The sequence below is a fragment of the Candidatus Rokuibacteriota bacterium genome, assembly GCA_016188005.1.
Taxonomy (GTDB): domain Bacteria; phylum Methylomirabilota; class Methylomirabilia; order Rokubacteriales; family CSP1-6; genus UBA12499.
On sequence record JACPIQ010000084.1, the window covers coordinates 1 to 26380 of the forward strand.

The following is a 26380-nucleotide window of genomic DNA, read 5'->3' on the forward strand; positions in this document are numbered from 1 at the left end:
CGTAGTTGTACGAGAGCCCCACCAGGAGGGCGCCCACGAGGGAGCCCGTGACGCTGCCGAGGCCGCCGAAGATCACGACGATGAAGGCGAAGATGAGCTGCTCGGCGCCCATGGTCGAGCGCACCGACTGGCCGAACATCGCCCACATGAGACCGCCGAGGGCCGCCAGCGCCGAGCCGGCGGCGAAGATGCCCGTGAAGTAGCGGTAGATGTTGTAGCCCATCACCTGGATCATCTCGCCGCTCTCGACCCCGGCCCGGACGATGAGCCCGACCTTGGTCCGGGTGAGCACGAGCAGCATCGCCACGTAGACGAGGGCGCCGAGCACGATGGCCACCACCGGGAAGCGCAGGACGATCACGTCCGCCACGTCCCAGGAGCCCTGGAAGGCTCCGGGCAGCGGCATCACCTGGTCGTTGGGCCCCCAGACGATGCGGATCAGCTCCTCGAGGACGATGGTGGCCCCGAGCGTGATCAGGATCTGGAACATGTGCTTGCCGTACACCGGCCTCACGATCACGCGCTCCAGGATCACGCCGAGGCCGACGGCCACCAGCATGGCCGCGAGGATGGCCAGGAGCAGCAGGAGGAGGTTGAGCGGAAGCGACGGAGAGGCGGCCCACCCCCAGCGCCCGTCGAGCGCCAGCACCACGCTGAAGCCCACGTAGGCGCCCCAGGAGAAGAGCGCGCCGTGGGCGAAGTTGAGCACGTCCATGAGCCCGAAGATGAGCGTGAGCCCGGAGGCCACCAGGAAGATCAGCATGCCCATGGCCAGCCCGCCGACGGTCAGGGTCGCGTAGGTGCGGGGCTCGATGAAGGCCAGCGGCACGAGCAGGAGGGCCCCGGTGGCGAGCCCCGGCGCAACACCCCTCATATGCCGAGGTACTTCTTCTTCAGCGCGGCGTCCTCGACCAGCGCCGCCATGGCTCCCGAGTGCACCGTCCGGCCGTCGTCGATCAGGTAGAACCAGTCCCCCAGCGCCCGCGCCATGGCGAAGTTCTGCTCCACGAGCAGCACCGTGGCGTGCTCCTTCACGGCCCGGAGCGCCTCCACCAGGTGCTCGACGATGATGGGCGCCAGCCCCTTCGACGGCTCGTCGACGAGCAGGAGCCGGTTCGGGTTCACGAACGCCCGCGCGATGGAGAGCATCTGCTTCTGACCGCCGCTCAGCGTGCCCGCAGGCGCCCGCCGGAAGCGCTGGAGGTCCGGGAAGAGCGCGAAGATCTGCTCGAGGCGGTCCCGGCTCTGGGGTCCGTCGGACAGCGTCGCCACGCGCAGGTTCTCGTCCACGCTCAGGCCCGCGAAGATCCCCTGCCCTTCCGGCACATAGCCCACGCCGAGCCGGACGATCTCGTAGGGCGGCAGGCGGTGGATCTCCCGCCCGGCGTAGCGGATGGCGCCGCGGGAGGGGTGGAGCAGCCCCACGATGGTGCGCAGGGTGGTGGTCTTGCCTGCCCCGTTCCGCCCCAGGAGCACCGTGCAGGCGTCGGGACGGATCCGGAGCGAGACGCCCTGCAGGATGTGGTGCTGGCCGATGAAGGTGTGGATGTCGTCCAGCGCCAGGATGGGCTCGGCCCCGACACGGGCCACCGCGGGCTCAGCCACCGGCCCCCCCGCCGCCGAAGTACGCGGCCTGGACGGCCGGGTCGGCGCTCACGGCCTCCGGGGGACCCTCGGCGATGAGCCGGCCGTCCTTGAGGACGGCGATGGAGTCCGACAGCGCCATCACCATGTCGATCTTGTGCTCCACCAGGAGGACGGTGCGGTCGCGCCGCTCCTTGATCCGCTCGATGAGGCCGATGATGGCGGGCACCTCCTCGAGCGACATGCCGGCCGTGGGCTCGTCGAGCAGCAGCACCTCGGGCTCCAGCGCGAGCAGGATGGCCATCTCGAGCTTCCGCTTCTCGCCATGGGCCAGCTCCGAGGCCGGCGCCCGCCACTTGGACTCCAGCAGCACCGTCTGGAGGATGGCGTAGGCCCGGTCCTCCAGCTCCGGGAAGCTCCGGTAGTGGCGCCACACGTTGAAGCGGAGGCGCGCCCGGGCCTGCGCGGCCAGCCGCACGTTCTCCAGCACGGACAGCGTGGCGAAGATGTTGGTGAGCTGGAAGGAGCGCCCGATCCCGAGCGCGGTCCGGGCCGAGGCGCGAAGGCCGGTCACGTCCCGGCCCTTGAAGTACACGCGCCCCTCGGTGGGGCGGTACTGGCCGCTGAGGAGGTTGAAGAAGGTGGTCTTGCCGGCGCCATTGGGGCCGATGATGGACGTGAGCGCGCGAGGCCTGATCGACAGCGTCACGTGATCCACCGCCACGTGGCCGCCGAAGCGGATGGTGAGATCCCGCGTCGAGATGACCGGCGGCTCGCCGCCTCGCTCCGCTCGGGGGATCACCATATCCGCTCGCCTCGCCGTGAGGCACGGCTCAGCTCGCCCTGCAACGTCACGCTCAGGCGCTATCTCCCCTTCAGGAAGGCGCGGAGCGCGGTCCTGACGCGGGGGTTCTTCCCCAGCAGCACCGTGTAGTGGTTGGTGTGCGGCACCACCACCAGCTTCGACCGCGGGATCCCCGCGGCCATGGCCCGCCCCTCCTCCTGCGTCATGAGGCAGTCGGTGGGCGTCAGGAGCCCGTCGGGGGCGCGGAAGATCAGGGTGGGGCACTTCACCTGGTGGTGGAGCACCCAGAGGCGCTCCCGCTGGAGATTGCGCAGCTCCTCCTCGATGGCGTGCTTGGCGACCTTCGAGCGGACGGCGCCCGACGGGAGCGTCTCCACATCGTAGCGGAAGTAGCGCTCCAGGTAATCGTTCCAGCGGCCCTCGAACATCGGGAAGCTCCGGAGCAGCCCGAGGAACGTCTCGAGAGACGGGAACTCCATCCCCAGCCGGTTGATGGCCGGCGCCAGGGAGTCGAGCACCTCCGCCCGGACGTCGAGCCCGCCATCCACCAGGACGAGCCTGGAGACGCGGCCCGGGTGGCGCGCCGCGAAGCGGACGCCGATATGGGCGCCCAGGGAATGCCCCATGATCACGGCCTTCTTGAGCTCGAAGCGGTCGAGCAGGCCGAGGAGATCCGCGCAGTGATGCTCGAGGCTGTAGCCCGACTCCGGCTTGTCGCTCTCCCCGCGCCCGCGGAGATCATAGGCGATGAGCCGGTGGTCGGGAGCGAGCGCATCGGCCATGCTCGCCCAGCAGGTGTGATTGGCCGTGAGGCCGTGCACGCACACCAGCGCCGGGCCCCGGCCCGGCCACTCGTGCGCGGCCAGCGAGAGACCGTCGACGGCGACGCGGGTCATGGCGTGCCCCCCGCTACCGCTTGTTGAGGATTGGGGGCGCCGTCTCCTGGGGGGACAGCTCCTTGAGCAGGCTCGGCACGAGCCAGGGCACGTCCGGCTTCGAGACGAACTTGAAGGCGTACATCGACTGCAGGGCCTGGTGGTCCTCCTTGCGGAAGATCATCTTTCCCTTGGGGGTGTTGAACTCCATGCCCTCCATGGCCGCGATGAGCTTCTCCGTGTCCGTGCCGCCCGCCTTCCGGATGGCCGTCACCGCCGCCATGGCCGCCGCGAAGCCGCCACAGGTGAAGAAGTCGGGCGGCTGCTTGAAGCGCGTCTGATGCTCCTTGACCAGCCAGTCGTTCATCGGGTTCTTCGGCAGCTCGTGGTAGTAGTATGCGCCACCCACCATGCCCTCGAGCCCCATGGCCTTCATGGCCTTGAGCACGTCCAGCACGTTGCTGCCGCTCGCCAGCGTGATCCCGTACTTGTCCAGGCGGTTGGCGACGAGCTGCGGGAAGGGGCCCCCCTTGCCCGCCCAGATCACGAACACGTACTTGGCCCCCGGCTTGTCCTTGAGTGCCCCGATGATCTTCTGGATGGACGCCGTGAAGTCGGTGGCCTGGATGGGCGCGTACTCCTCGTGGACGACCTTGGCGCCGAGCTTCTCCACCGCGGCCTTGTAGGCGGCCACGCCGTCCTTCCCGAAGGCGTAGTCCTGGGCGATGGTGGCGATGGACACGCCCGGCTTGGCCACGGCCAGCGCGTTGGCGATGGCGTCCTGCCCGGAGTTGCGGCCGGTGCGGAAGATGTAGCGGTTCCAGTGCTCGCCGGTGATGCTGTCGGCCACGGCGGGCTCGACGATCAGCACCTTCTTGAACTCCGCCGCCACCGGGAGCACGGCCAGCGCCGCGGCGCTGCTGGTCGTCCCCACCACGAGGTCCACCTTGTCGTCGGCGTACAGCTTGGTCACCTTCTGCTTGGCCACGTCGGGCTTGAGCTGGTCGTCCTCGATGAGGAGCTCGATCTTGCGCCCCAGGAGCTCCAGCTTGCCGCCCGTCGCATGCTCGAGGCCCAGCTTGAAGCCGGTGATGACCTGCTTGGCGTACACCTCGAAGGGGCCGCTGATCCCCTGGACCAGGCCGATCTTGATGGGCCCCTGCGCCTGGGCCGAGCCCGGCCAGAGGAGCCCCAGACCTAGCAACCCTGCGCCGACCATTGCCGTCCACCTGGTTCTCATTGGCCCTTCCTCCGTTGATCCGGCTCCTGGCCGGACCTGGCTTGCGTGACCGCCCCGGCTGCCATTGCCCTGGCAGCCGGGGGGCACCGTATCAGGAGTTACGCAGCGCGTCAAGGTGAAACACGCCTCGCCAGACCGAGGCCAGCCGGCGGCCGAAGCCCGCTCCCGGGCCCGCCAGCCACTGCTTCGTCGAGCTATAACCGAACTGCAGCGCGAGCCGGCTCGCCTCGAAGCCCATGGAGGGGCCGAAGAGAGGGGAGTCGCCCGGCGGCGGCTGGAGCAGATGGATCTCCACGTCCGGCCGGCGCAGGGCCAGCTCGCGCAGCCCCAGCTCCAGGAGATTCTGGCTGTTGATGCGTCCCACCTGCTCGAGGATGCCGTAGAACCCGTGCTTCCGGAGCGGCGGCGGCTCGTCACCCAGGGCCCGGAGGGGCACCAGCGGATTCACCACCAGGACGAGCCTGGCGCCGGCGTCGACGGCGAGATCGGTGTGCCCCGTGTGCCCCACGTCGCCATCCACGTAGTCGCGCCCGCCCACCGTGAAGGGAGCGAAGAAGCCGGGAATGGCCGAGGACGCCGCGATGGCCTCCGAGATCGGCGTCTCCGCGCGCCGACCCACGCCGAAGACCACCCGCTCCGCCCGATCGAGGTCCATCGCGGGGATCATGAGCGTCCGCGGACACCTGCGGAAATCGTTCGACAGCCCCTTGAGCGAGAAGGTGCGCCGCATGAACTCCTCGAGCTGCCTCACCGAGAAGAACCCGTCGGGCATGCTGTCCTGGCTGCGCGCGAGCAGGTCCGGCCAGTCGAGGCCGAACCCCCTCACCAGATTCTTGCCCACCGCCCAGATGAGCTGGGCGAAGTTGCGGGCGGCCCCGGCGAAGGCCCCCTTGTGGAAGACCGAGCTCCGCTGGAAGTTCAGCGGGTCGTCGCGCCCGTCCTCGAGGATCCGGTAGAGCGTGAGCGGCGGCACCCCGTTGGCCATGAGCGCGGCGACGACCGAGCCGGCGCTCGACCCCACGTAGAGGTCGAAGTCGTTGGCGCGGAACTCCGGGAGGTCCTCGTCCAGCGCGGCCAGCGCGCCCACCTCGTACATGCCGCCGATGACGCCGCCCCCCGCCAGCACCAGCGCCCGCTTGGCGGGAGCGCGGCGCCCCGGCAGGCGGGCCAGCCATTCCCTCAGCACCGCGCCCCTCCTCACCAGCGGATGAGGGTCGCTCCCCAGGAGAAGCCGGTCCCGAAGGCGGCCAGCAGGATCAGGTCTCCGTCCTTGATCCGGCCCTGCGTCAACGCCTCGTGGAGGCAAATGGGGACCGACGCGGCGGCCGTGTTGCCGTAGCGCTCGAGGTTGTTGTACGCGCGCTCGCGGGGAATCTTGAAGGTCTCCGCCACGGCCTCGATGATCCGCATGTTCGCCTGGTGGAAGATGAACAGGTCCACATCCGACGCCTGGAGCGCATTGGCCTCCAGGCACTCCCGCACCACCTCGCGAAAGCGGCGCACGGCCTGGACGAAGACGGTCCGCCCGTTCATGCGCGGGAGCGAGCGCCCGTCCTCGATCTTCTTCTTCGAGACCGGCGGGAAGGTCGAGGAGCCCCACAGCTCCCCTGCCAGCGCGTCGAGGTGGGACCCGTCGGAATGGAGATGATGGGACAGGAGGCCCCGGCGCGTCCCGGTGGCCGGGGCCTCCTCGGCCTGGAGCACCGCCGCACCCGCCCCGTCGGCGAAGAGCACGGCCATGTCGCGCCCGATGTCGGTGTAGTCGAACATCGAGGAGAGCAGCTCGGCCCCCACCACGAGCACCCGGTCGAACATGCCGCCCCGGATGAACTGGTCGCCCATGGCGAGACCGTAGATGAACCCCGCGCAGCCCTGCTGCAGGTTGAAGACCGGCGTGGTCGTCAGCCCCAGCTTGCCCTGGAGCACGCAGCCCGTGTGGGGGTAGGCGAAGTCGGGAAGGGTGGAGGAGTCGATGATGCAGTCCAGATCCTCGGCCCTGAGCCCCGCGTGCTTGAGCGCCATGCGCGAGGCCTCCAGGGCCAGGTCCGAGACCATGAGCGTGGAATCGATGCTGCCGTCGAGCCCGTGGTCGCGCACGTCGCGCATGAAGGCGGTCTTGTCGGGGGCCTCCGCGAGCCGGAGCAGCATCCGGTAGGTGTCCGGAGACATCCGGCGCTCCCGGATGCCCGTGCGCTGGGTGATCCACTCGTCGCTGGTGTCCATGCACCGGGAGAGCAGCGCATTGTCCACGACGCACTCCGGCACCGCCATGCCCGTTGCGATGATCCGCGCGATCTTCATGCGGCTACTGCCCTCCAGCCACCGGCTGGGCCCGGGGCATCGGCGCGGGCCGCCGGCCCTCCTGGATGGTCGCGGCCAGTCCCGCCCCCACCAGGAGGAGCGCGCACGCCGATCCGAACGCGGCGCCGTAGCCCCCGGTCAGGTCGAAGAGGAAGCCCGCCAGCCAGGAGCCCAGCGCCGCACCCACCTGGTGAGAGAGAAAGATCAGCCCGAAGATGGAGCCCACGGAGAAGCGCCCGAAGATGTCCGCCGTCAACGCCGACGACATGGCGAGGCTCCCCGACAGGCCCAGTCCGCCGATGGCCGCCACGATCATGAGCGTCACCGGATCCTGAACGAGAAAGAGCAGGCTGAAGGCCCCGGCCCGGAGGAGATACACGGCGGCCAGGACTGGTTTCCGCCCGTAGCGATCCGAGATGACTCCCAGCGCCATGCCGCCGCCGATGCTCGTCAGGCCGAGGAAGCCGATGGCGGAGGAGGCCGTCATGGCGTGGAAGCCGTGGTCCGTCAGCATGGGCACGCCGTGGGCGGAGAGCAGGCTCATGGAGAAGCCGCAGTTGAAGAGCCCGCCCGCGAGCTGCCAGAAGGAGGGCACCTGGAGCGCGGCCGCCACCGTGGTCCGCTCGAGCGCCGGGATCACCCCCTCGACCGCCGGCTCGGGCACCAGGCCATCGGGGTGGAGACCCAGGTCGCTCGGGTCGTCGCGCAGGAGCCAGAGCGACAGCGGCAGCGTGACGACGACCGCCGCGACGCCCATGATCAGGTAGCTGGCGCGCCAGCCGAACGTGAGGATGCACCACATGACGATCGGCACGAGGAAGGACATGCCGGCCATCGAGGCGGCCGAGAGCACGCTCACCGCCGTCCCCCGCCGCTTGACGAACCAGCGCGCGAGGGTCGCCGAGGCGACGACGTGTCCGGTGGCCGCCAGCCCCAGCGCCACCAGCACGCCGTAGAACAGGACGAACTGCCAGTAGGAGGTCATCATCCCCGTGAGCGCGAGGGAGCCGCCCACCAGGACACCGCCCGCGGAGCAGACGAGGCGGGCGCCGAAGCGGTCCACCAGGCGGCCCACCACGGGCATGAAGGCGCCGTAGAGGAAGAGCGAGAGGGAGACGACGAGCGAGAAGGTCCCGCGGTCCACCCCGAGATCAGCGGCCACGGGCTTGAGGAAGGGGCCCACGGTGAAGCGGACGCCGGTGGAGAGGAAGGTGATGAGAGCGAAGGCCCCGGCGACCCACCAGCCGTAATAGATGTGCCCGGGGGCCGCCCGGTCATGGCGTGCCATCGTCACGTCACTATACGCCGCGTGCTATCATTCCGCCATGCCCCTGTGCGCCTTCCGCGCCGCAGCGCTCGTCGCGCTGCTGCTGGGAGGCTGTGCCGCGCTGGGCGACACGGCGGGGGCGCGCCAGCCCCGACCGCCGCTTCCCGTCGCCGAGGTCCTCCTCGTGGGCTTCTCCGGAACGCAGGTCCCAGGCAACGAGGAGCTGCGGTCGCTGGTCTGCGACGTGAAGGTCGGCGGCCTGATCCTCTTCGAGCGCGACGTGGCCACGCGCGCGCCGCGGAACATCGAGAGCCCCGAGCAGCTGGCCCGGCTCACGGGCGACCTGCAGGCGCTCGCCAGAAGCTGCGCCGGGCGGCCGCTCCTCATCGCAGCGGATGCCGAGGGCGGGCTCGTCATGCGCCTCTCGGCGCGGGTCGGCTACCTGGCCACTCCCTCGCATCAGGAGCTGGGGGAGAGCGGGGACGTGGCCCGGACCCAGCTCGAGGCGCGGCGGCTGGGCGCGAGGCTGAGGGACGCCGGGATCAACTGGAACCTGGCCCCGGTGGTGGATGTGGCGGTGAATCCCGCCAACCCGGCCGTGGTAACGCTGGGCCGCACCTTCGGCAGCGATCCCGAGCAGGTCACAGCGCAGGCCCGCGCCTACATCGCCGGCATGCACGAGGCGGGGATCCTCACGGCGCTCAAGCACTTCCCCGGGCACGGGTCGAGCCGCGTGGACTCCCACCTCGGCTTCACCGACGTGACGGACACGGCCGATCCGGACGTGGAGCTGGCGCCCTACCGGAGGCTCATCGAGGAGGGCCTCGCCGACAGTGTCATGCCGGGCCACGTCTTCAACCGCCGCCTGGACCCGTGGTACCCGGCCTCGCTGTCGCGCGCCACGGTCACTCGGCTCCTGCGCGGCCGGCTGGGCTACAAGGGCGTGGTGGTCTCCGACGACCTGCTCATGGCCGCCATCGCCCAGCAGTACGGCCTCGAGGAGTCGGCGCTCCTGGCACTCCGCGCCGGGGTGGACATCCTCCTGATCTCCCAGAACAGCGTCACGCACGAGCCCCGCGCGGCCGCGCGCGTGGTGGCCGCCATCGAGCGGGCGCTCGCCGAGTGGCGCCTCTCCGGCCGCGCGGTGCGTGCGGCCCTCAAGCGCGTGAGCGCGCTCCGCGCCCGCATCACCCCGTAACCTCCCCCGGCGCGTCAGGCCCCCTCGCCGGCGCGGAGCGCGCGCAGGAAGCGCTCCACCTCCGCCCGCTCGGGCAGCGAGTCCTGGGCCCCGCGCCGCGTGCAGGTCAGCGCCGCTGCGGCCCCCGCCAGCGGCACCGCCTCCTCCAGCGTGCCGCCCGCGGCCAGCCCCGTGGCCAGCGCCCCGGTGAAGGCGTCGCCGGCCGCCGTCGTGTCCACCACCGTGACCGGGAACGCGGGGAAGTGCACGGCCCGGTCGCGCTGGCAGACCAGCGCCCCGTCTCCGCCGAGCGTCACGATCACCGTGGCAGCGCCGCGTTCCAGGAGCCGCCGGCCGGCGCCACGCGCCGACTCGAGGTCCGTCACGGGCGCGCCGGCCAGGGCCGCGGCCTCCCCCTCGTTCGGGGTCAGGTAGGCGACCAGCCCGAGGAGATCGTCCGGCAGCGCGCACACCGGCGCCGGGTTGAGGATGGACCGCACGCCGTGGCGATGCGCCTCCGCGAGCGCCCAGCGGACCACGGACAGCGGCGTCTCGAGCTGGCAGACGACGACATCGGCCCACGGGATCGCCGAGGCGTGGGGCTCGAGCATCTCCACGGTCAGCCCGCGGTTGGCCCCCGGCGCCACGCCGATCTCATTGCGCCCCTCGGCGTCCACGAAGATCAGCGCGGTGCCGGTGGCCGCGCCGGCGAGCGCAACGAGACCGCTCGCGTCGATCCCGAGCGCCTCGAGCCGTGCGCGGATCTCCGCGCCGGCTGTGTCCTCGCCGACAGCCCCCAGCATCCGCACCTCGGCCCCGAGCTTGCGCGCGGCCACCGCCTGGTTCGCCCCCTTGCCCCCCAGATTGGTGAGGAGCGTCCCCCCCGACACGGTCTCGCCCGGCCGGGGCAGCCGCGGCAGCGCCAGGGCGTGGTCCACATTCGCCGAGCCGATCACACAGACGCGCGGCACAGCCGCTCCTGGAATACGAGAAGAGCACCGGCAGTCAGCGGGCGCGCCCCTTGGGCAGGTAGCGCACGTTGTCGAGCCCCTCGAAGTCGGCGTCCTGCGTCCACAGTAGCGCTTCGTGCTGACGCGCGACGGCCAGCACCACGCTGTCGGCCAGGGGCAGCTTGTGGGCCACACCGAGCCGGGCCGCTCTGATCGCGATACCGGAATCCATCGTCTGGACCTGTCCCTGCTGCATGAGCGCGACAGCCTGCAGCGCGGCCCCCTCCCCCTTCTGCTGCAGAACCCGCTTGAAGACCTCCAGCAGACAGATCGTCGGAACGACGAGTCGGGCCGAGTCCTCGATGGCGGGCGCGAAGAAGCCGGCGCCGGGGCCATTGGCGAAGTACTCGAGCCAGGCCGAGGAGTCGACGACGTTCACACCCGGTCTCTCTCGCGCGGCACGGTCGTGTCGATGCCCCGGAGGAATCCCCTCATCCTCCGGATGGGCCGGAGCGGGATCAGCTCGATGCGGTCCTCGTAGACGAGCGCCTGCACCTTCTGCCCCGGCACGAGCCCCAGGGACTTGCGGATGCCCCGGGGGATCACGACTTGGAACTTCGGCGATATCGTCACCGTGTCCATGACACCCTCCTCCGCTATCGATGCTGGAAACGTATGACGAGTCTACAACGATGAGCCGACCCGGGCAAGGTCCAGGCCGGACGCGGCAGGAGGGCGTGGCCCACATTCGCCGAGCCGATCACGCAGATGCGCGGCACAGCCGCTCCAGGAGCAACGCGAGAACGCGCGGCGCGTCCACCGCCAGGGCCACGCGGCAGTTGGTGGGCCGCCGGCTCCCCGGATGGATGGGCCGCCGATCGGCCAGGGAGAGGCCGCGGGTCACCCGTCCCTCGCACTCCACCTCGACATGCAGCGCCTCGAAGCCCACCAGCGAGGGGTCGAGGGCCACCGCCACGGCCAGGGGATCGTGCAAGACGATGCCGTCCTCCCCCCTCGCCGCCGCGAAGTCGAAGCCGTGGGCGGTGAAGTCCAGGAGGAAACGTCCGACGCGGGAGCGCGGCTGTGGCAGCCTCGCGTCGAGATCCGCGCGGCGGAGCGCCCCTTGCCGCGTGACGTCGAGCGGGACCACCTCGAGTGGCAAGCCCGCCTGGAACACGGCCGCGGCGGCCTCGGGATCCACGAAGAAGTTGAACTCGGCGCCGGGGGTCACATTGCCCGGCACGGCCACCGCGCCTCCCATGATCACCACCCGGGCAACCCCGGCCAGGCGCCGCCGGTCTCGCCGGAGGGCGAGCGCCAGGTTCGTGAGCGGACCGAGGGTCACGAGCTGCAGCCGGCCGCTGAAGCGTCCGGCCGTCTCGAGGATCAGATCGGCGCCGTCGAGCCCCTCGAGGCTGGCTCCCGGGGCCGGGTAGCGCGGCCCCCCGTCGGGCTCGAGGAGCCGCTGGATATTCCCCAGCCCGTCCTCCCCGTGGACGTGGCTGGCGGTGACGAGGGGACGCACGAGCGGAGCCGCCGCGCCGCGGGCGACCCGCGGCAGACGCGCCGGGCGCACGACCTCCAGTATCCTCAGGACGTTCGCCGTCGCCACCTCCACGGGGACATTGCCCGCCACCGTCGAGATGGCCTCGACGGACACCTCCGGCGAGGCCAGGGCCAGGAGAAGGGCCAGCGCGTCGTCGATGCCGGGATCGGTGTCGATGAGGAGGGGAACCGTCATTTGACAGGGGCGGCGGCAATCAATACGATGGGGCTGACCATTCAAGCCGGAAGGAGGGGCGGATGAACATCCGGATCACGTACTGCGGGGAGTGAAACTACCTTCCCCAGGCCTCCAGTTTGCAGGCCGCCATCAAGAACAGGTACGGCATCACCGCCGACCTCCGCGAGGGAGTGGGCGGTATCTTCACGGTCGAGATCGACGGGAAGATGGTGTACGACAACCAGGTGACCTACCGCTTCCCGACAGACGACGAGATCTTCGCTCACATCGACGCCCTCAAGACGTAGCGCGCTCCAGCGCTTCCCGGAACGCCGGGTGGGCGACGCGGATGAGCGCGGCCGCCCGCTCGGCGTCGCTCCTTCCTCTCAGCAGGGCCACGCCGTGCTCCGTCACCACGCAGTCGGCGAGGAAGCGCGGGGTCGTGACCCGTCCGGCTCGCCCCAGCCCTGCCACGATCCGGGACACGCTCCCGCGCTTCCCCGTGGACGGCAGCGCGATGACGGACCGCCCGCCCGCAGCCCGCGCGGCGCCCAGCACGAAGTCGAACTGCCCGCCGATGCCCGCGACCTGCCGGCCCTCCACGCTCTCGGCATTGACCTGGCCCAGCAGATCCACCTCGAGCGCCGAGTTGATGGAGACGAAGTCGCCCAGCGTGCCGATGACCTGGGGATCGTGGACCAGGTCCGAAGGCTCCATGTTCAGCGCGCGGTTCTCGTGGGCCCAGGCGAAGAGCCGGGCGGTGCCCATGATCTCGCAGACGTCCATGCGCCCCGGGTGCAGCCGCTTGCGCGTGTTGGTGATGACCCCGGCCTCCAGGAGCGGCAGCATGTGGTCCACGAGGAGCGAGTGGACGCCGAGGTCGCGCTTGCCCCCCAACGCCTCCATGATGGCCTGCGGGATGGAGCCGATGCCCGCCTGCAGCGTGGCGCCGTCGGGCACCAGATCGGCCACGTGGGCGGCGATCCTTCGCTCCACCTCGCCCACGGGAGCGGGCGGGTACTCGCTCAGCGCATGGTCGGCCTCGGCCCAGCAGTCGATCTGCCGGCGGTGCAGGAAGGCGTTGCCCAGCGTGCGCGGCATGCGCGGGTTGACCTGGGCGATCACGAGCGGCGCCCGGCGGGCGGCCGGCAGCACGTAGCTGACCGAGACGCCGAGGGAGAGGTATCCCGCCCGGTCCGGCGGGGAGGCGTGGACGAGGACGGCGTCCGGGGCCCACGCCCCGCCAGCCGCGAACACGCTCACCGTGTCGAGGTACCTGATCCCCACGAAGTCCACGTTCCCCCGCGCCTCGGCGGCGGAGAGCCGCGGCGACATCTGCCAGGTGGCGAACCGGAGCTTGCCGGCGTAGGCCGGCGCTGCGAAGGGGCAGTCGTCCACGCGGAGCCCGCCCATGAGCGTGAGCGGCGCGAGGCGGTCGGCCTGCGCCATGATCTCGCCGAGGAGCGCCGTGGGGTCGCCGCAGCCCGGGGGGAGGAGGACCTTCATGCCGGGGCGCAAGCGTCCCACGGCATCGGCGAGCGTGGCTTTCTCGAAGGCCCGTGGCATGGAGCGCGGGTAGTATAATCGCCCACCGGTGGCGCGGACAACGGAAACGCGCCGGCCTGGCGTCGGGGTGACGGCGACTGAGATCGCGCGAGGGGAGTCGTGGAGCGTGAACGACCGGCGGGGACGGGCGGGCGACAGCCCGGGTGCCCGTCGGGGGGAGGCCAACTGAGATCGCGCGAGGGGAGTCGTGGAGCGTGAACGACCGGCGGGGACGGGCGGGCGACAGCCCGGGTGCCCGTCCCAGGTGAAGGAGACCCAACATGCCCAAGATCGTTCAGGCCGTGAACCCGCCCACCCTCGCCAGGCCCGTCGGCTACTCCCATGGCTGGGAAGTCCAGGGCGGAAGGATCCTCTACCTCGCGGGCCAGGTGGCCTTCGACAAGGACGGCAAGGTCGTGGGGAAGGGCGACATCGTCCGCCAGTTTCGCCAGATCTGCGAGAACCTGAAGGCGGTGCTCGCGAGCCGGGCCGGCCAGATGAACGACATCGTGAAGCTCAACATCTTCGTCCTCAGCAAGGCGGACTACCAGGCCCACGGCAGGGAGATCGGCGCCGTGTACCGCGAGTTCTTCGGCAAGCACTACCCCGCCATGACGCTCGTGGAGGTCAAGGGCCTCTACGACGAGGATCAGGGCTGCCTCCTGGAGATCGAGGGCGTGGCGATCCTCGACTGACGCGCGGGGAGACGGCGTGAAGATCACCATCCTGGGCGGCGGCCCTGCGGGACTGTATCTCGCCATCCTGCTCAAGAAGCAGGACCCGGGACACCGCATCACCGTCTTCGAGCGCGACGGCCCCGAGGACACCTTCGGCTGGGGCATCGTCTTCTCGGAGCACACCCTCGGCGTCCTCCGGGACAGCGACGCGCAGAGCCACGACGCCATCACCCGTGCCTCCGAGACCTGGGACCGGGTGGACACCGTCCACCGAGGGCAGCGCGTCTCGGTGCGGGGCAACGGCTTCTCCGGCATCGCCCGCCTGGCTTTCCTCAACATCCTGCAGCGGCGCAGCGCCGAGCTGGGCGTGGAGCTCCGCTTCCGGGCGCCCGTCACGAGTCTCGCCGAGCTCCCCGACGGCGACCTGGTCGTGGGCGCTGACGGCGCCGGCAGCCTGGTGCGCCAGAGCCATGCCGGCTTCTTCCTGCCCGCGGTGGAGCTGCGCCAGAACCGCTACATCTGGCTCGGAACGCCGCAGACCTTCGACAGCCTTTCGATGATCTTCCGCGAGGCCGAGCGCGGCCTCTTCATCGCCCATGCCTACCGCTTCAGCCCGACCATGAGCACGTTCATCGTCGAGTGCCCGCCGGCCACCTGGCTCCAGGCGGGGCTCGACCGGATGTCCGACGAGGAGACGTGCCGCTACCTGGCCGGAGTCTTCGCGGCCGACCTCGGCGGCCGGCCGCTGCTCTCCAACAACTTCGTCCGCTGGATCAACTTCCCGCTGATCCGCTGCCGCCGCTGGCACCACCGGAACGTGGTGCTCCTGGGTGATGCGGCGCACACGGCGCACTTCTCCATCGGCTCGGGCACCAAGCTGGCGCTCGAGGACGCCATCGCCCTGGCCGACGCCCTGGCGCGTCACCCCACGGCGGCCGAGGCGCTGCCGGCCTTCGAGGGCGCGCGGAAACCCGTGGTGGACGCCTTCCAGCAGGCGGCCACGCGGAGCCTCGCCTGGCTCGAGCGCGTGGACACCCACCTGGGGCTGCCCCCGATCCCCTTCGCCTACCGGCTCATGACACGCAGCCAGCGCGTGGGTTATGCGCGGCTCAGCGCCCAGGCGCCGGAGTTCATCGCGCGCTACGATGAATGGCGCCGCGCCCAGCCGCCGGCGCGCGGTCCCATCCCGGCGGAGCTCCTCGATCTCTTCGAGAAGGCCACCTTCGCCCATCTCGCCACGCTCATGCCCGACGGCTCGCCCCACGTGACCCCGGTGTGGGTGGACTATGACGGCCGCCACATCGTCGTCAACTCCGCCGCCGGGCGGCAGAAGGATCTGAACATGGAGAAGCGCCGCCATGTCGCCATCGAGATCCCGGACCCGGACAACCCGAACCGGTACGTCCAGGGGCGCGGCCCCGTGGTCGAGATCACCGAGGAGGGTGCCGAGGAGCACCTGCACCGGCTCGCCCGCCGCTACCTGAACCGCGACCGCTACCCCGACGGCTGGCGCTTCCCCGGCGAGGTCCGACGCATCTACCGCATCGAGCCCCGGCGCGTGAGCATCTGGGATCCCTTCGGGTAAGGTCCATGCCGGACATCGCCCCCCGCCCCGATGGGCTCCCAGCGCCGGCGCTCAGGCCGGAACAGCGCTTCACGCTCGACCACTTCCTTCCCGCGGTCCGGCGCTGGTTCACCGAGAGCTTCGGCGAGCCGACACGACCGCAGGCGGAAGGCTGGCCGCATATCGCGGCCGGCCGCCACACGCTGATCATCGCCCCCACCGGATCGGGCAAGACGCTCGCGGCCTTCCTCTGGGGCATCGACGCCCTCTGCCGCGCGGCTCGCGAGAGGCGGCTCGACGACCGCGTCCACCTCGTCTACGTCTCTCCGCTCAAGGCGCTCAACAACGACATCGAGAAGAACCTACGCGCGCCGCTCGCAGGCATCCGTGACCTGGCCGCGGCGGCCGGAGACCCCCTGCCCGAGATCCGCGTGGCCGTGCGCACCGGCGACACCCTGGCGCCGGCCAGGCAGGCCATGGTGCGCCGGCCGCCGCACATCCTGATCACGACGCCGGAGTCGCTCTACCTGCTCCTGACCTCCGAACGCTTCCGCCCCGCGCTGTCCGAGGTCCGGAGCGTGATCGTGGACGAGGTGCATGCCCTGGCCGGCAGCAAGCGCGGCGCGCATCTCGCGGTCACCCTCGAGCGCCTCGAAGCGCTTGCGGGGCGCCCCTTCCAGCGCATCGGCTGCTCGGCCACGGTGCAGCCGCCCGAGGTGGCGGCGGCCTTCCTCGCCGGGGCCGGCCGACCCTGCAGCATCGTGGACGCGGGTTTCGACCGGAGCCTCGACGTCGAGGTCGTGGCGCCCGTCCCGGACTTCCTGACGGCGGTGTCGGACACCGTCTGGGACTCGGCGCTCCAGGAGCTGGCGGGCTGGATCGAGAGCCACCGCACCACGCTGATCTTCACGCCGAGCCGCCGCATGGCCGAGCGGCTGGCGCGCAACCTCGACGAGCGGTTGCCGGAGGGCCACGTGGCCGCCCATCACGGCTCCCTGTCGCGCCGGGCGCGGCTCGAGGCCGAGGACCGGCTCAAGCGCGGGGAGATCCGGGCGCTGGTGGCCACCTCGTCCCTGGAGCTCGGGATCGACGTGGGCGCGATCGACCTCGTGGTGCAGCTGCAGTCGCCGCGCAACATCGCCGCGGCGCTTCAGCGCATCGGGCGCGCGGGGCATACGCTGGCGCGCACCTCCAAGGGCCGCATCCTCGTCACGAAGGGGGACGAGCTCGTCGAGGCCGCGGCGGTGGCGCGCGCCATCGGTGGGCAGGAGCTGGACCGACTCGCCCTCCCCGAGGCCCCGCTCGACGTCCTGGCTCAGCAGATCGTGGCCTCGGTCGCGGTCGAGCCCTGGCCCGTCGACGATCTGCACGCCCTCGTGTGCCGGGCGGCGCCCTATGCCTCCCTCCAGCGCGAGGCCTTCATGGCGGTGGTTCGCTCGCTGGCCGAACCGCTCCCTGCCGAGGTGAAGGGCATGGCCCCGCGGATCCTCTGGGATCGCGTCAACGGCCGTCTCCACGCGCGTCGGGGCAGCCGGCTGCTGGCGCTGACCTCGGGCGGGACGATCCCGGATGCGGGGCTCTTCGACGTCTACGTGGCCGACACCGACGTCAAGCTCGGCACGCTCGACGAGGAGTTCGTCAGCGAGAGCCTCCCGGGGGACGTCTTCCTGCTGGGCTCGCGCCCGTGGCGCCTCGTCAAGACCCGGCCCGACCGCGTGCTGGTGGAGGATGCCCACGGCATGTCGCCCACCGTGCCCTTCTGGAAGGGCGAGCATCCCTCGCGCTCCTGGGAGCTGGGCCGGCTCTGCGGCAGGCTCCGGCGCGAGGCTGCCCGGCGTCTGGACTCAGCCGACTTCGAGGAATGGGCGGGCGAGGAGTGCCGGCTGGACAGGCGGGCCGCCCTGGCGCTCCGGGCCTGGCTCGCCAAGTGCCGTGACGTCCTGGGCGAGATCCCGGACGACGAGCGCATCGTCGTGGAGTCGCTCCCCGACGAGCTGGGCGGCCGCCATCTCGCCATCCACTCCGTATTCGGCATGCGCGTCAACGGGGCGTGGGGCATCGCGCTCAAGGAAGCCTTGCGGCGGCGCGCAGGGATCCTCGCCGAGGCCAGCCACACCGACGACGCCATCCTCCTCTCCTTCGCGCCCGGTCAGGCGCTGCCCGCTCCCGAGCGCCTCGTGGCGCTGGTGGCCCCGGGAGAAGCCGAGGGGCTCGTGGCCCGCGGGCTCGTGGGGACTCCTCTCTTCACCACCCGCTTCCGCCACGCCGCCGTGCGCGCTCTCTTCGTCCCGCGGATGAGCCGCGGGCAGCGCACCCCGGCGTGGCTCCAGCGGCTCAAGGCCGATGCTCTCCTCGAGGCGGTGGGTGGGCGGCCCGACTTCCCGCTCGTGGCCGAGACGCTGCGGGAGTGCTGCCGCGATGCGCTGGACGTCCCGCGGCTCGAGGGTCTCCTGCAGAGGATCGAGGACGGCGAGATCTCCCGGATGGCCGTCCACTCGGCGATGCCCTCGCCCTTCCTCTATCCCCTGCTCCTGGCCTGGGACTGGGCGTATCTCGACGCCGCCCACGCCGAGGAGCGCCGGAGCGACGCCATCCCGATGCAGAAGGGGCTGGCGGCGCCCACCGGGCCCTTCGAGCCCGGCCTGCTGGCGGCGGTGGAGGCCGAGCTCGGGCATACCGCTGCGCAGCGACGCGCGCGCGAGGCCAATGAGCTGGCGGCTCTCCTGGAAGGCCTGGGGGACCTCGACGATGGCGAGGTTGCGGATCGGGTCGCAGGCGACCCCGCCCCGCTCATCGCCGCGCTCGCCGCCGAGGGCAGGATAGCCAGGATCCGCTTCGCCTCGGGCAGGGCGGCGTGGGTGGGAACCTCGGAAGCCCCGCTCTGGCAGTCACTTGAGTCAGGTGGGCTCAGGGAGATTCTGAGCCGCTGCCTGAGGCGTCGCGCCCCGGTGACCGCCGCCTGGATCGAGGCCCGCTACGGGATAGGTGGGGAGGCCGTCAGGCAAGTGCTCGATGGCCTGATCTCCGAGGGCACGGTGGTCGCCGGCCGCTTCCAGCCCGGCGCTCCCGGCACCGAGTACGGTCACACCGCTGTGCTCGATCTCCTGCGCCACAGGGCCACCGCGGCGCGGAGGCGAGTCACCCCTGTGGCCTCCCCCGAGCAATTCTCGGCCTTCCTGCTGCGCTGGCAGCATGTGCACCCGGAGAGGCGATTGACGGAGGCCGCGGGGCTCCTCGCCGCCCTCGAGCAGCTGGAAGGCGAGGACTTCCCCTTGCGCTTCTGGGAGCAGGAGCTGCTGCCGGCGCGGCTCGAGCGCTACGATCCGCACGAGCTGGACGCGCTGGGCCTGTCGGGCCAGGTGATCTGGACTCCGCTGTCGCCGGGCACGCCGGGCCGGGTGGGAATTGCGCTCAGCGAGGACCTCGGCTGGCTCCGGTCCCCGACCGATGCCGAAGCCGACCTCGACGCGGCGTCCAAGAACGTGCTGCGCCACCTGCAGCTTCAGGGGGCCTGCTTCGTGCGGGACCTGCTGCGCGGCACAGGGCTCGCCGAGCACGAGGTGATGGACATTCTCTGGGCGCTCTTCTGGAAGGGGCTCTGCGCGCCTGACGCCTTCGAGCCGATACGCCGCGCCGGGGCCAGGCCCAGAGGCGAGCCCCCGCGGGCGCGCCCCGCGGCGGGATGGCGCGGCAGGCGCGAGGCGGCGCGAGGGGTGCGCCAGAGACTCGCGCGCACCGGACCTGTGCCGGGCCGGTGGGCGGCGCTCCCGCGCGAGGCCCCGGCGCTGACCCCCGAGGAAAAGGCCGAGAAGCGCGCGCGGCTCTTCCTCGAGCGCTTCGGGATCCTCGCCCGCGAGCTGGCTGGCGCCGAGTGGAGCTTCCTCAGGCCGGTGCTGACCCGTCTCGAGTATGCGGGCGAGGTGGAGCGCGGCTACTTCGTCGAGGGGCTGTCGGGCGAGCAGTACGCCCTCGCCGAGGCGGTGGGCCAGCTCGGCGCCTCACCGCGCCGCAAGGAGCCTCCGCTGCGCCTGAGCCTGGCCGACCCGGCAAGCCTGTGGGGCGGCCCCTTTTCGCTCTCGCGGCCGGATGGCAGCCGCGTGCAGGCGCCGCGGCTTCCCCAGAACTTGCTCGTGGTACGCGGCGGCCGGGCGCTGCTCCTGGCCGAAGCCCATGCCCGCTCGCTCACCCCGCTCAGCGGCTTCGAGCCCGACGCCCTCCCGGAGCTGATCCGGGCGCTCCAGGAGCCGTGGAGCCGGCCGCCAGACCAGCGCGCCGTGAGGCGCCTCGAGGTGCGCCTCTGGGACGGGATGCCGGTGCGCCGCTCGCCGGCCGCCGCGGCGCTGCTCGAGGGCGGCTTCTACGCTGACGGCGACAGGCTCTGCTTCGACGGCTTCCCCGGCCCCGGCAGTGGCCAGGCGAGCTGAGGCGGGCCGCCCGACGAGGCGAGCGAAACATGGAAATCAGGCCGAGCGGAGCGAGGCCGGGCGAGCTGAGGCGGGCCGCCCGACGAGGCGAGCGAAACATGGAAATCAGGCCGAGCGGAGCGAGGCCAGGCGAGCTGAGGCGGGCCGCCCGACGAGGCGAGCGAAACATGGAAATCAGGCCGAGCGGAGCGAGGCCAGGCGAGCTGAGGCGGGCCGCCCGACGAGGCGAGCGCCATGATCGGGACCAAGCGTGTCTATGAGCCGCGAGCGAGCGAGGACGGTACGCGCGTGCTGGTGATGCGACTCTGGCCCCGCGGGATCCGCAAGGAGGCCGTGGATCTCTGGCTGAAGGAGCTCGGCGCCGAGCTGGCCAACCTCAAGGCCTACAAGGCAGGCAAGATCGGCTGGCCCGAGATGAGGCGGCGCTACCTCGCCGGGCTCCGCCGGCCCGAGACGCGCGCCGCGCTCGACCGCGCGCGGGTCCTCGCGCGTGAGGGAACCGTCACGCTGCTCTGCTCCTGCGAGGACGAGCGGCGCTGCCACCGGAGCCTGCTTGCTCAGGTGCTCGGCCGGGCGCCGGTCGAGAAGGCGCCGCGGGGGCCCCGGAAGCGCGCCGCCCGCTGACGGCGGAGAACGGTCTCCGTCGCAGCACTCGATGCCATCCCCTCCCGTGACGGCTCCCGCGCCCCGCTCAGCGCCTGGAGACGCCGTCACCGCGCCCGCGCCGCTCCGCGGTGAGGCGGGCGCGCAGGGTGACTCCGAGCGGCGTGACGAAGAGCGCCGCCAGGAGCCAGAGCCAGCCGTGCAGGCTGGTGGAGGCGATCCCGCTGAAGTACGCGCCGATATTGCAGCCAAAGGAGAGTCGGGCGCCATACCCCATCAGGAGCCCCCCCAGCAGCGAGGCGGCCGCGACGCGAGGCGGGATGCGCCGGGCCGGCGCGAAGCGTCCCGCCAGGCCCGCCCCCAGCAGTGCGCCGAGGAGGAGCCCCAGGTTCATCACCGTCGTCACCTCCGCGAGGACGGGGGCAGCCAGCGCCGCCCGCTCGAATTCCCCCTGCCAGAACGGGACCCCCGAGAGGTCGTACCCCGCGCTCTGGAGCACCTTGCCTCCCCACAGAGCAAACGCGAAGGTGATCCCCCACGGGCTCCCAGACACCGCGAGCGTCGCCGCGTTGAGGACCGCCAGCGCAACGCCCCCGGCCAGGAGTGGCCAGGGCCCCCGCAGCAGGCGCCGCCAGCCGGCAGTGGGTGGCGGCGCTGATGGCCTCGCCCCCCGCCGGCGCTCGATCCATCGTGTGGCCAGGGCGATCAGGGCGAAGGCAGCGAGTTGCAGGGCCACGGCCCAGATCCAGCCGAGGGCATGCCCGAGCGAGACCGGGCCGAGCGACGGCACCGCCCGCCACAGGGACATGTGGAAGGTCGCGAGCACGGCGCCGACGACGAAGCCCAGCAGCGTGATCCCCGCAGAGGTCGTTCCTCCTCCGACCTGGAAGAGGGTGCCCGAGGCTCAGCCGCCGCCCAGCTGCATCCCGATGGCGAACAAGAACGCGCCGGCCACCACTGATGCGTCCGCCACCGCCACGGCTCCCTGGACGGGGCGACCCAGCGCCTCCTCGGCGGCCAGCATCGGGGCGAAGAGCAAGGTGGCCACCGCCAGCATCAGCATCTGCGCTCTGATTCCGCGGCCGTCCCCGGACATGACGAACACGCGGAACGCGCTGGTGAACCCGAAGGCCGACTGATAGAGCACGAGCCCGCAGCCCGCCCCCACCAGGAAGAGCACCGCCTGGCGCGGCCCATGCGCCGCCCAGAGCCAGCCCGAGCCGGCCAACACGAGGGCCAGCGCCACGCTCGCGGCCCGTGGCCCGTTGACGGCCGCACGCTCCAATTCCCTCGCCCGAGTCATCTCACTGTTCCCTCCAGCGTCCGAGCGTGGTGCTGGTCCACGGTGGGGCCCATTATGCGGGCGGGGCCGCGGGGCCGCAAGGGCGGTCGGGGTATCGCGTCGCCTCTTGACAGGCCGCGCGTTACCGGGCCCGCCGACCGGCCGAATCTGCCCTTGAAAAGCCCGCCCCTCGTGCGGCAAGATACCGGCGCGTGGACCCGTTCTTGACGCCGTCCCTCAAGTACCTGGTCCTCGGGCCCGTGACGGACGATCCCCGCCAGATCGACCTGATGGCCAAGCACATCGTGCGACGCTTCGGGTGGCCGCCGCAGTAGGGATCGCCGCAGGCGGCCTGCTCGGCAGCCTCGTCCGCGCGTGAGGGCTCCTTGACAGTGGTCGCGCCCCTTCCCTACACTGAGCCGGTGACAGGCAAGCGGGCGGGACTTCTTGCCTTTCTTTTCGTGCCGCTCCTCGCATCCGACGCCTTCGCCGAGCACGAGGTCTACTATCGATACACGGTCCTCGGCTACCTCAAGGACGCCAAGGGAAACGCCAGAGCCGGGGTGCCCGTGGAGCTGGTGAGGGAGAAGACGGGCTTCACCTATCTCGGCGAAAGCGATCGGAGCGGCCTGTACGTGATCGTCGCGCGGCTCGGCGACGAGAGCGCGGGCGAGCGCCTGGCGCTCAGGGCGGGAGCCCGGACCGCCGCCGTCACAGTCCGCTTCGACCCCCAGAACCACACCCAGGAGCGCGGGACGCGCATCGACTTCATCGGAAGCAAGACCATGGAGCGCCCCTCCTGGTTCCTCGCCACGCTCAAGCGCTTCCTCGCCGAGTGATGCGCGCCCCGCGAGCCGCCGAGCGCGTGAACGTGCTCTACGCCTGGGTGCGGCTCATCAGCCGCTTCTGGGTCTGGTTCTTCTTCAAGACGGTGGACGTGCGCCACCCCGAGCGCGTGCCCGCGACGGGCCCGGTGCTCCTCTGCATCAACCACCCCAACAACTTGATCGACTCCCTCCTGGTGGGGGCGGTCCTCGACCGGAAGGTCCACTACCTCGCGACGGCCGCGCTGTTCCGCAATCCGCTGGTGGCCCGCTTCCTCCTGGCCTGCGGCGCCATCCCGGTCTACCGGAAGCAGGACGAGCTGCGGGGGGAGGCGACGGCCGGTGCCGACCGAAACGTGGAGGCCTTCGCGGCGTGCTTCCGCGCGCTCGGCGCGGGCGGGCTGATCGGGATCTACCCCGAGGGCACCACGCATGCCGAGCCGCGCGTCCAGCGCATCAGGACCGGCGCCGCGCGCATCGCGCTGGAGTTCGAAGGCCGCCGCGCCGGCCACCCGAGCCCGGCGGCGCCCCTGGCAGTCATTCCGGTGGGGCTCACCTTCGAGGCGCGGAAGTCCTTCGGCGCCCGGGTGCTGGTCTCCTTCGGCGAGGCCATCTCCGTCGCGCCCTACCTCGAGTCCTACGCCAGCGATCCGGTCAAGGCCGTGGACGCCCTCACCACGGCCATCCAATGGGGCATGGAGTCGCAGGTGGTGGCCGTCAAGCGCATCGACTCGGCGGCGCTGATCCGCGCCGTGGAGGACCTCTACCGGGGCGACCTGGTCCGCGAGCTCCAGGAGGAGCGCGGGCTCTCCACGCGGCAGATCGACACGCTGCGCCTCTCGCGCGCCATCGTGGATGCGGCCCACTTCTTCGAGGACAGCGACCCCGAGCGTGTGGAGCGGCTCTGGCAGCGCATCCAGGGCTACCGCGCCAAGCTGGCGGCCTACCGGATCCGCGACGAGGCGGTGCGGGGACGGCTGCGCCGCCCCGAGCGCGCGGAGCAGCTGCGCCGCGGCTGGCAGGCCTCCGCGGGGTTGCCGCTCTTCGCCTATGGCGCCGTGGTGAGCGGGGTGCCGTACCTCGTCCCGCGCTGGGTGGCCCGGCGCATGTCCCGCAAGGAGACCGACTACGCGACGACGCGCCTCCTGGCGAGCATGGTCGCCTTCCCGCTCTTCTGGGGAGCCGAAGCCTGGCTCGTGTGGTGGCTCGCGGGCCCCGGCTGGGCCTTGGCCTTCGCGCTGTCCCTGCCGCTGTCGAGCCTCGCCGCCTACCGCTACCTGGGCGGCGTCGGCCGGCTGCGCGGCGAGCTCCAGCTCGGCGCGCTGGCGCTCACCCGCCGGCAGACGGCCTCCCGGCTGCTCGCCGCACGCCAGGCGATCATCGCCGAGCTCGAGCAGGCCAAGAACGACTACCTCGCCGCCACGAAAGGGAGCAGCTTTTGAGCATCCATCTCCTGGAGGAGCTGTCCACGCCGGCGCTCGAGGCGCTGGACCGGGATCGCACCGTCATCATCCTCACCGTGAGCCCGCTCGAGCAGCACGGCCCTCACCTGCCCGTGGGCGTCGATGCCTTCGCCGCGCGCTACCTGGCGGAGGCCATCGCCGAGCGTCTCGTGCAGTCACGCGCCGGCTGGACCGCGGTCCTGGCGCCGACGCTGCACATGGGCTCCTTCACCTTCCACGCGGTGGGCACCGTCAGCGTGCGCCAGCGGGCGGTGCGTGACACGCTGGTGGACTACGGCGAGTCGCTGGCGCGGGCGGGCTTCCGCTTCATCCTCGTCTCCAACGGCCACGGCGGGCCCGGCCACCTGGTGGCCCTCGAGGAAGCCGCGGCTATCGTGTCGCGCCGGCACGGCATCACCATGGCCTCACTCACGGGCCAGCTCGTGTGGGAGTTCCTGCGCGGCCGCTACCTGCCCGAGATCGAGGAGGCCCTGGGCCGCCCGCTCTCCGCTGAGGAGCGCCTCGCGCTGGCCGAGGATGCCCACGGCGGCCTCTGGGAGACCTCGTTCATGCTGTGGCTCAGACCCGATCTGGTGGAGGCGGACTTCCGCGCGCTGCCGGCGGCGGCCTACCCGATCGCCCATCGCCTCATTCCCAACTACCCACTCAGGAACGGGGGGCTCGGCTACGTCGGGCATCCCGCGCTCGCCGATCCGGCCTTCGCGCGCGCCACCACGGAGGTCTTCCTCAGCCGCGCCATGACGCTCGTCGACGGACTGCTCGACGGACGCATCCGGCCCAGGGCGCATCGCTCGCCCTTCTTCGCCATCCCGCTGTTCAGGACCAACTTCTGGCCGGTGCTGGGCGCCGCTGCGGCGCTGGCAGGGCTCTGCCTGTGGTGGCGCAGGCGATGACGCTCCCGGTGCACCTCAGGAGCGGAGACGCCTTCCTCTCGTGCCGGCTCTTCCTGCCGAGACGCTCCAACGGCCTGGGGGTGGCGTACTCCCACGGGTGGGGCGGCGCTCATGTCCTCGACGATCTCCACGCGGCGCTGGCAGGCTGGGGCTTCACCGTGGCTTCCATCGAGCAGCGCGGCTACGGCGCCTCCACGGGCAAGGCGCGGCTGTCGGCCTGGCCGGCAGACCTGGGGGCCGCGGCCACCTGGCTTCAGCAGCGGGGGCTCCGCGTCTGGGCGGCGGGGCTCTCCACCGGCGGCACCATGGCGCTGGTGACGGCAGCCAAGCGCGCCGACCTGCTGGGCGCGCTGGCCATCTCCCCCTTCGCCACTCTCCGGCGGATCAGGGAGGATTACCCCGCGTGCCGGGAGGTCCTCAGGCAGCGGTTCGGGCGCTTCGGTCCCGAGGACTTCGCCATCGCCGACGCGCTCCGCTGGGCGCCACGCATCGCTCCTCGGCGCGCGATCGTGGTCCATTGCGCGGCAGACGACACCGTCCCCTTCGCCCACGCCGAGGCCATCCGCGACGCCGGGCGCGGGAAGATCGAGCTCTGGCGGATCGAACGCGGCGACCACCGCCTCGAGACCGTCAACCGGGCGCCGCTGTTCACCAGGATCAGGCGCGTGCTCAGCAGCGAGAGAGGAGACCTGTGATGAAGGCGTACGTGCTCATCGAGTCCTCGGCCGGCAAGACCAAGGGGGTGAAGAAGGCCCTGGCGAAGATCAAGACCGCCCGGGCCACCGTCGAGGCCATGGACGCCGTCACCGGCCCCTACGACTTCATCGCGGTGGTGGACGGAGCCACGCTGGACGCCATCGGCAACCTGGTGACGGAGTCCATCGGCACGATCGACGGCGTCACGCGCACCACCACCTGCGTCGCGGTCGCCATCGGCTGACGGGCTGTTCCCCCGCGCCGCAGGATCGTGGCCGCGGCCGCACGCCCCGACGCTCCCGGCGGCGTCCGGAAGGAGCGTGCGGCGCGCCGCCGGTCAGGAAGATTGGCTGGTCCCGATGGCGGCCCCCCGTCCGCTCGGCGTCCAGGCCGGCCCAGGAGCCCGGCGCTCCCCAGGACTCCATGAACGGTGCCCCTTCTGTAAAGGACTCCGACAGGCAGCCCCGGGAAGGCGCTGGTTTCAGGC

At 71.6% G+C, this 26380-nt stretch carries 24 protein-coding genes and 1 pseudogene; 11 read left to right on the plus strand and 14 right to left on the minus strand.

Features of this window, described 5'->3' with window-relative positions; all coding sequences use genetic code 11:
• The 8 genes from HYV93_16375 to HYV93_16410 form a co-directional block, all read right to left on the minus strand.
• Positions 1-874: branched-chain amino acid ABC transporter permease (locus HYV93_16375; GenBank protein ID MBI2527548.1), on the minus strand; the 874-nt coding region annotated here is incomplete at its 3' end.
• Positions 871-1590 (minus strand): ABC transporter ATP-binding protein, encoded by a 720-nt coding sequence (locus tag HYV93_16380; protein ID MBI2527549.1) that lies wholly within the window; start codon positions 1588-1590, stop codon positions 871-873. The genes HYV93_16375 and HYV93_16380, both read right to left, overlap by 4 nt.
• Before the next feature lie 7 nt (positions 1591-1597).
• On the minus strand, positions 1598-2389 hold the full coding sequence (locus HYV93_16385) for an ABC transporter ATP-binding protein (GenBank protein ID MBI2527550.1): 792 nt from the start codon (positions 2387-2389) through the stop codon (positions 1598-1600).
• 59 nt (positions 2390-2448) lie between these two features.
• Complete coding sequence (locus tag HYV93_16390; protein MBI2527551.1) at positions 2449-3285, minus strand: alpha/beta hydrolase; 837 nt, start codon at positions 3283-3285, stop codon at positions 2449-2451.
• Between the two features lie 13 nt (positions 3286-3298).
• Positions 3299-4483 carry a substrate-binding domain-containing protein gene (locus tag HYV93_16395; protein MBI2527552.1) on the minus strand — a complete coding sequence of 395 codons (1185 nt, stop codon included), beginning with the start codon at positions 4481-4483 and terminating at the stop codon, positions 3299-3301.
• A gap of 112 nt (positions 4484-4595) precedes the next feature.
• Entirely contained in the window at positions 4596-5690 is a 1095-nt protein-coding gene (locus tag HYV93_16400) for a patatin-like phospholipase family protein (protein MBI2527553.1), read from the minus strand.
• An 11-nt stretch (positions 5691-5701) separates the two neighbouring features.
• Positions 5702-6805, minus strand: coding sequence for a ketoacyl-ACP synthase III (locus tag HYV93_16405; protein MBI2527554.1), 1104 nt, complete (start codon positions 6803-6805; stop codon positions 5702-5704).
• Positions 6806-6809: 4 nt separating this feature from the next.
• A complete protein-coding gene (locus tag HYV93_16410) occupies positions 6810-8093 on the minus strand; it encodes an MFS transporter (protein MBI2527555.1) in 1284 nt (427 codons plus the stop codon).
• 37 nt (positions 8094-8130) lie between these two features.
• Here HYV93_16410 and HYV93_16415 point away from each other — a divergent pair, with 37 nt between their 5' ends.
• Positions 8131-9270, plus strand: coding sequence for a glycoside hydrolase family 3 (locus HYV93_16415; GenBank protein MBI2527556.1), 1140 nt, complete (start codon positions 8131-8133; stop codon positions 9268-9270).
• A gap of 14 nt (positions 9271-9284) precedes the next feature.
• Here HYV93_16415 and rbsK read toward each other — a convergent pair whose 3' ends face one another.
• The 4 genes from rbsK to HYV93_16435 all read right to left on the minus strand — a co-directional run bounded on the left by rbsK (position 9285) and on the right by HYV93_16435 (position 11940).
• The gene (gene rbsK / locus HYV93_16420) at positions 9285-10235 is read right to left on the minus strand and encodes a ribokinase (GenBank protein MBI2527557.1); all 951 of its coding nucleotides are present in this window, start codon (positions 10233-10235) and stop codon (positions 9285-9287) included.
• A gap of 19 nt (positions 10236-10254) precedes the next feature.
• Entirely contained in the window at positions 10255-10638 is a 384-nt protein-coding gene (locus HYV93_16425) for a type II toxin-antitoxin system VapC family toxin (protein MBI2527558.1), read from the minus strand.
• Positions 10635-10841 carry an AbrB/MazE/SpoVT family DNA-binding domain-containing protein gene (locus HYV93_16430; protein MBI2527559.1) on the minus strand — a complete coding sequence of 69 codons (207 nt, stop codon included), beginning with the start codon at positions 10839-10841 and terminating at the stop codon, positions 10635-10637. The genes HYV93_16425 and HYV93_16430 overlap by 4 nt, the downstream gene beginning before the upstream one ends.
• A gap of 118 nt (positions 10842-10959) precedes the next feature.
• Positions 10960-11940 (minus strand): nucleoside hydrolase, encoded by a 981-nt coding sequence (locus HYV93_16435; protein ID MBI2527560.1) that lies wholly within the window; start codon positions 11938-11940, stop codon positions 10960-10962.
• A 119-nt stretch (positions 11941-12059) separates the two neighbouring features.
• Between HYV93_16435 and HYV93_16440 the strand changes: the two genes are divergently transcribed.
• Positions 12060-12230 (plus strand): hypothetical protein, encoded by a 171-nt coding sequence (locus HYV93_16440; protein MBI2527561.1) that lies wholly within the window; start codon positions 12060-12062, stop codon positions 12228-12230.
• Here HYV93_16440 and HYV93_16445 read toward each other — a convergent pair.
• Positions 12220-13488, minus strand: a complete 1269-nt coding sequence (locus HYV93_16445; GenBank protein MBI2527562.1) for an acetyl-CoA hydrolase/transferase family protein — start codon at positions 13486-13488, stop codon at positions 12220-12222. The genes HYV93_16440 and HYV93_16445 overlap by 11 nt on opposite strands.
• 260 nt (positions 13489-13748) lie before the next feature.
• On the opposite strand from HYV93_16445, the gene HYV93_16450 reads away from it, so the two are divergent.
• The 4 genes from HYV93_16450 (at position 13749) to HYV93_16465 (ending at position 20756) form a co-directional block, all read left to right on the plus strand.
• Entirely contained in the window at positions 13749-14162 is a 414-nt protein-coding gene (locus HYV93_16450) for a RidA family protein (protein MBI2527563.1), read from the plus strand.
• 16 nt (positions 14163-14178) lie between these two features.
• On the plus strand, positions 14179-15729 hold the full coding sequence (locus HYV93_16455) for a TIGR03618 family F420-dependent PPOX class oxidoreductase (GenBank protein MBI2527564.1): 1551 nt from the start codon (positions 14179-14181) through the stop codon (positions 15727-15729).
• A gap of 5 nt (positions 15730-15734) precedes the next feature.
• Entirely contained in the window at positions 15735-20132 is a 4398-nt protein-coding gene (locus HYV93_16460; GenBank protein ID MBI2527565.1) for a DEAD/DEAH box helicase, read from the plus strand.
• 234 nt (positions 20133-20366) lie between these two features.
• Entirely contained in the window at positions 20367-20756 is a 390-nt protein-coding gene (locus HYV93_16465; protein MBI2527566.1) for a DUF488 family protein, read from the plus strand.
• 67 nt (positions 20757-20823) lie between these two features.
• On the opposite strand, the pseudogene HYV93_16470 reads toward HYV93_16465, so the two are convergent.
• Positions 20824-22038: pseudogene (locus HYV93_16470) on the minus strand (YeeE/YedE family protein).
• A gap of 365 nt (positions 22039-22403) precedes the next feature.
• Here HYV93_16470 and HYV93_16475 point away from each other — a divergent pair.
• From HYV93_16475 to HYV93_16495, 5 genes are read left to right on the plus strand one after another with little or no spacing between them, the layout of a single operon-like run.
• Positions 22404-22856, plus strand: a complete 453-nt coding sequence (locus HYV93_16475; protein ID MBI2527567.1) for a hypothetical protein — start codon at positions 22404-22406, stop codon at positions 22854-22856.
• The gene (locus tag HYV93_16480; protein ID MBI2527568.1) at positions 22856-24283 is read left to right on the plus strand and encodes a 1-acyl-sn-glycerol-3-phosphate acyltransferase; all 1428 of its coding nucleotides are present in this window, start codon (positions 22856-22858) and stop codon (positions 24281-24283) included. The genes HYV93_16475 and HYV93_16480 overlap by 1 nt, the downstream gene beginning before the upstream one ends.
• Positions 24280-25197 carry a creatininase family protein gene (locus HYV93_16485; protein ID MBI2527569.1) on the plus strand — a complete coding sequence of 306 codons (918 nt, stop codon included), beginning with the start codon at positions 24280-24282 and terminating at the stop codon, positions 25195-25197. The genes HYV93_16480 and HYV93_16485 overlap by 4 nt, the downstream gene beginning before the upstream one ends.
• Positions 25194-25892: an alpha/beta hydrolase gene (locus tag HYV93_16490; GenBank protein MBI2527570.1), complete on the plus strand. Its 699-nt coding sequence runs from the start codon at positions 25194-25196 to the stop codon at positions 25890-25892. The genes HYV93_16485 and HYV93_16490 overlap by 4 nt, the downstream gene beginning before the upstream one ends.
• Positions 25892-26137, plus strand: a complete 246-nt coding sequence (locus HYV93_16495; GenBank protein ID MBI2527571.1) for an Lrp/AsnC ligand binding domain-containing protein — start codon at positions 25892-25894, stop codon at positions 26135-26137. The genes HYV93_16490 and HYV93_16495 overlap by 1 nt, the downstream gene beginning before the upstream one ends.
• Positions 26138-26380: the final 243 nt, after the last annotated feature.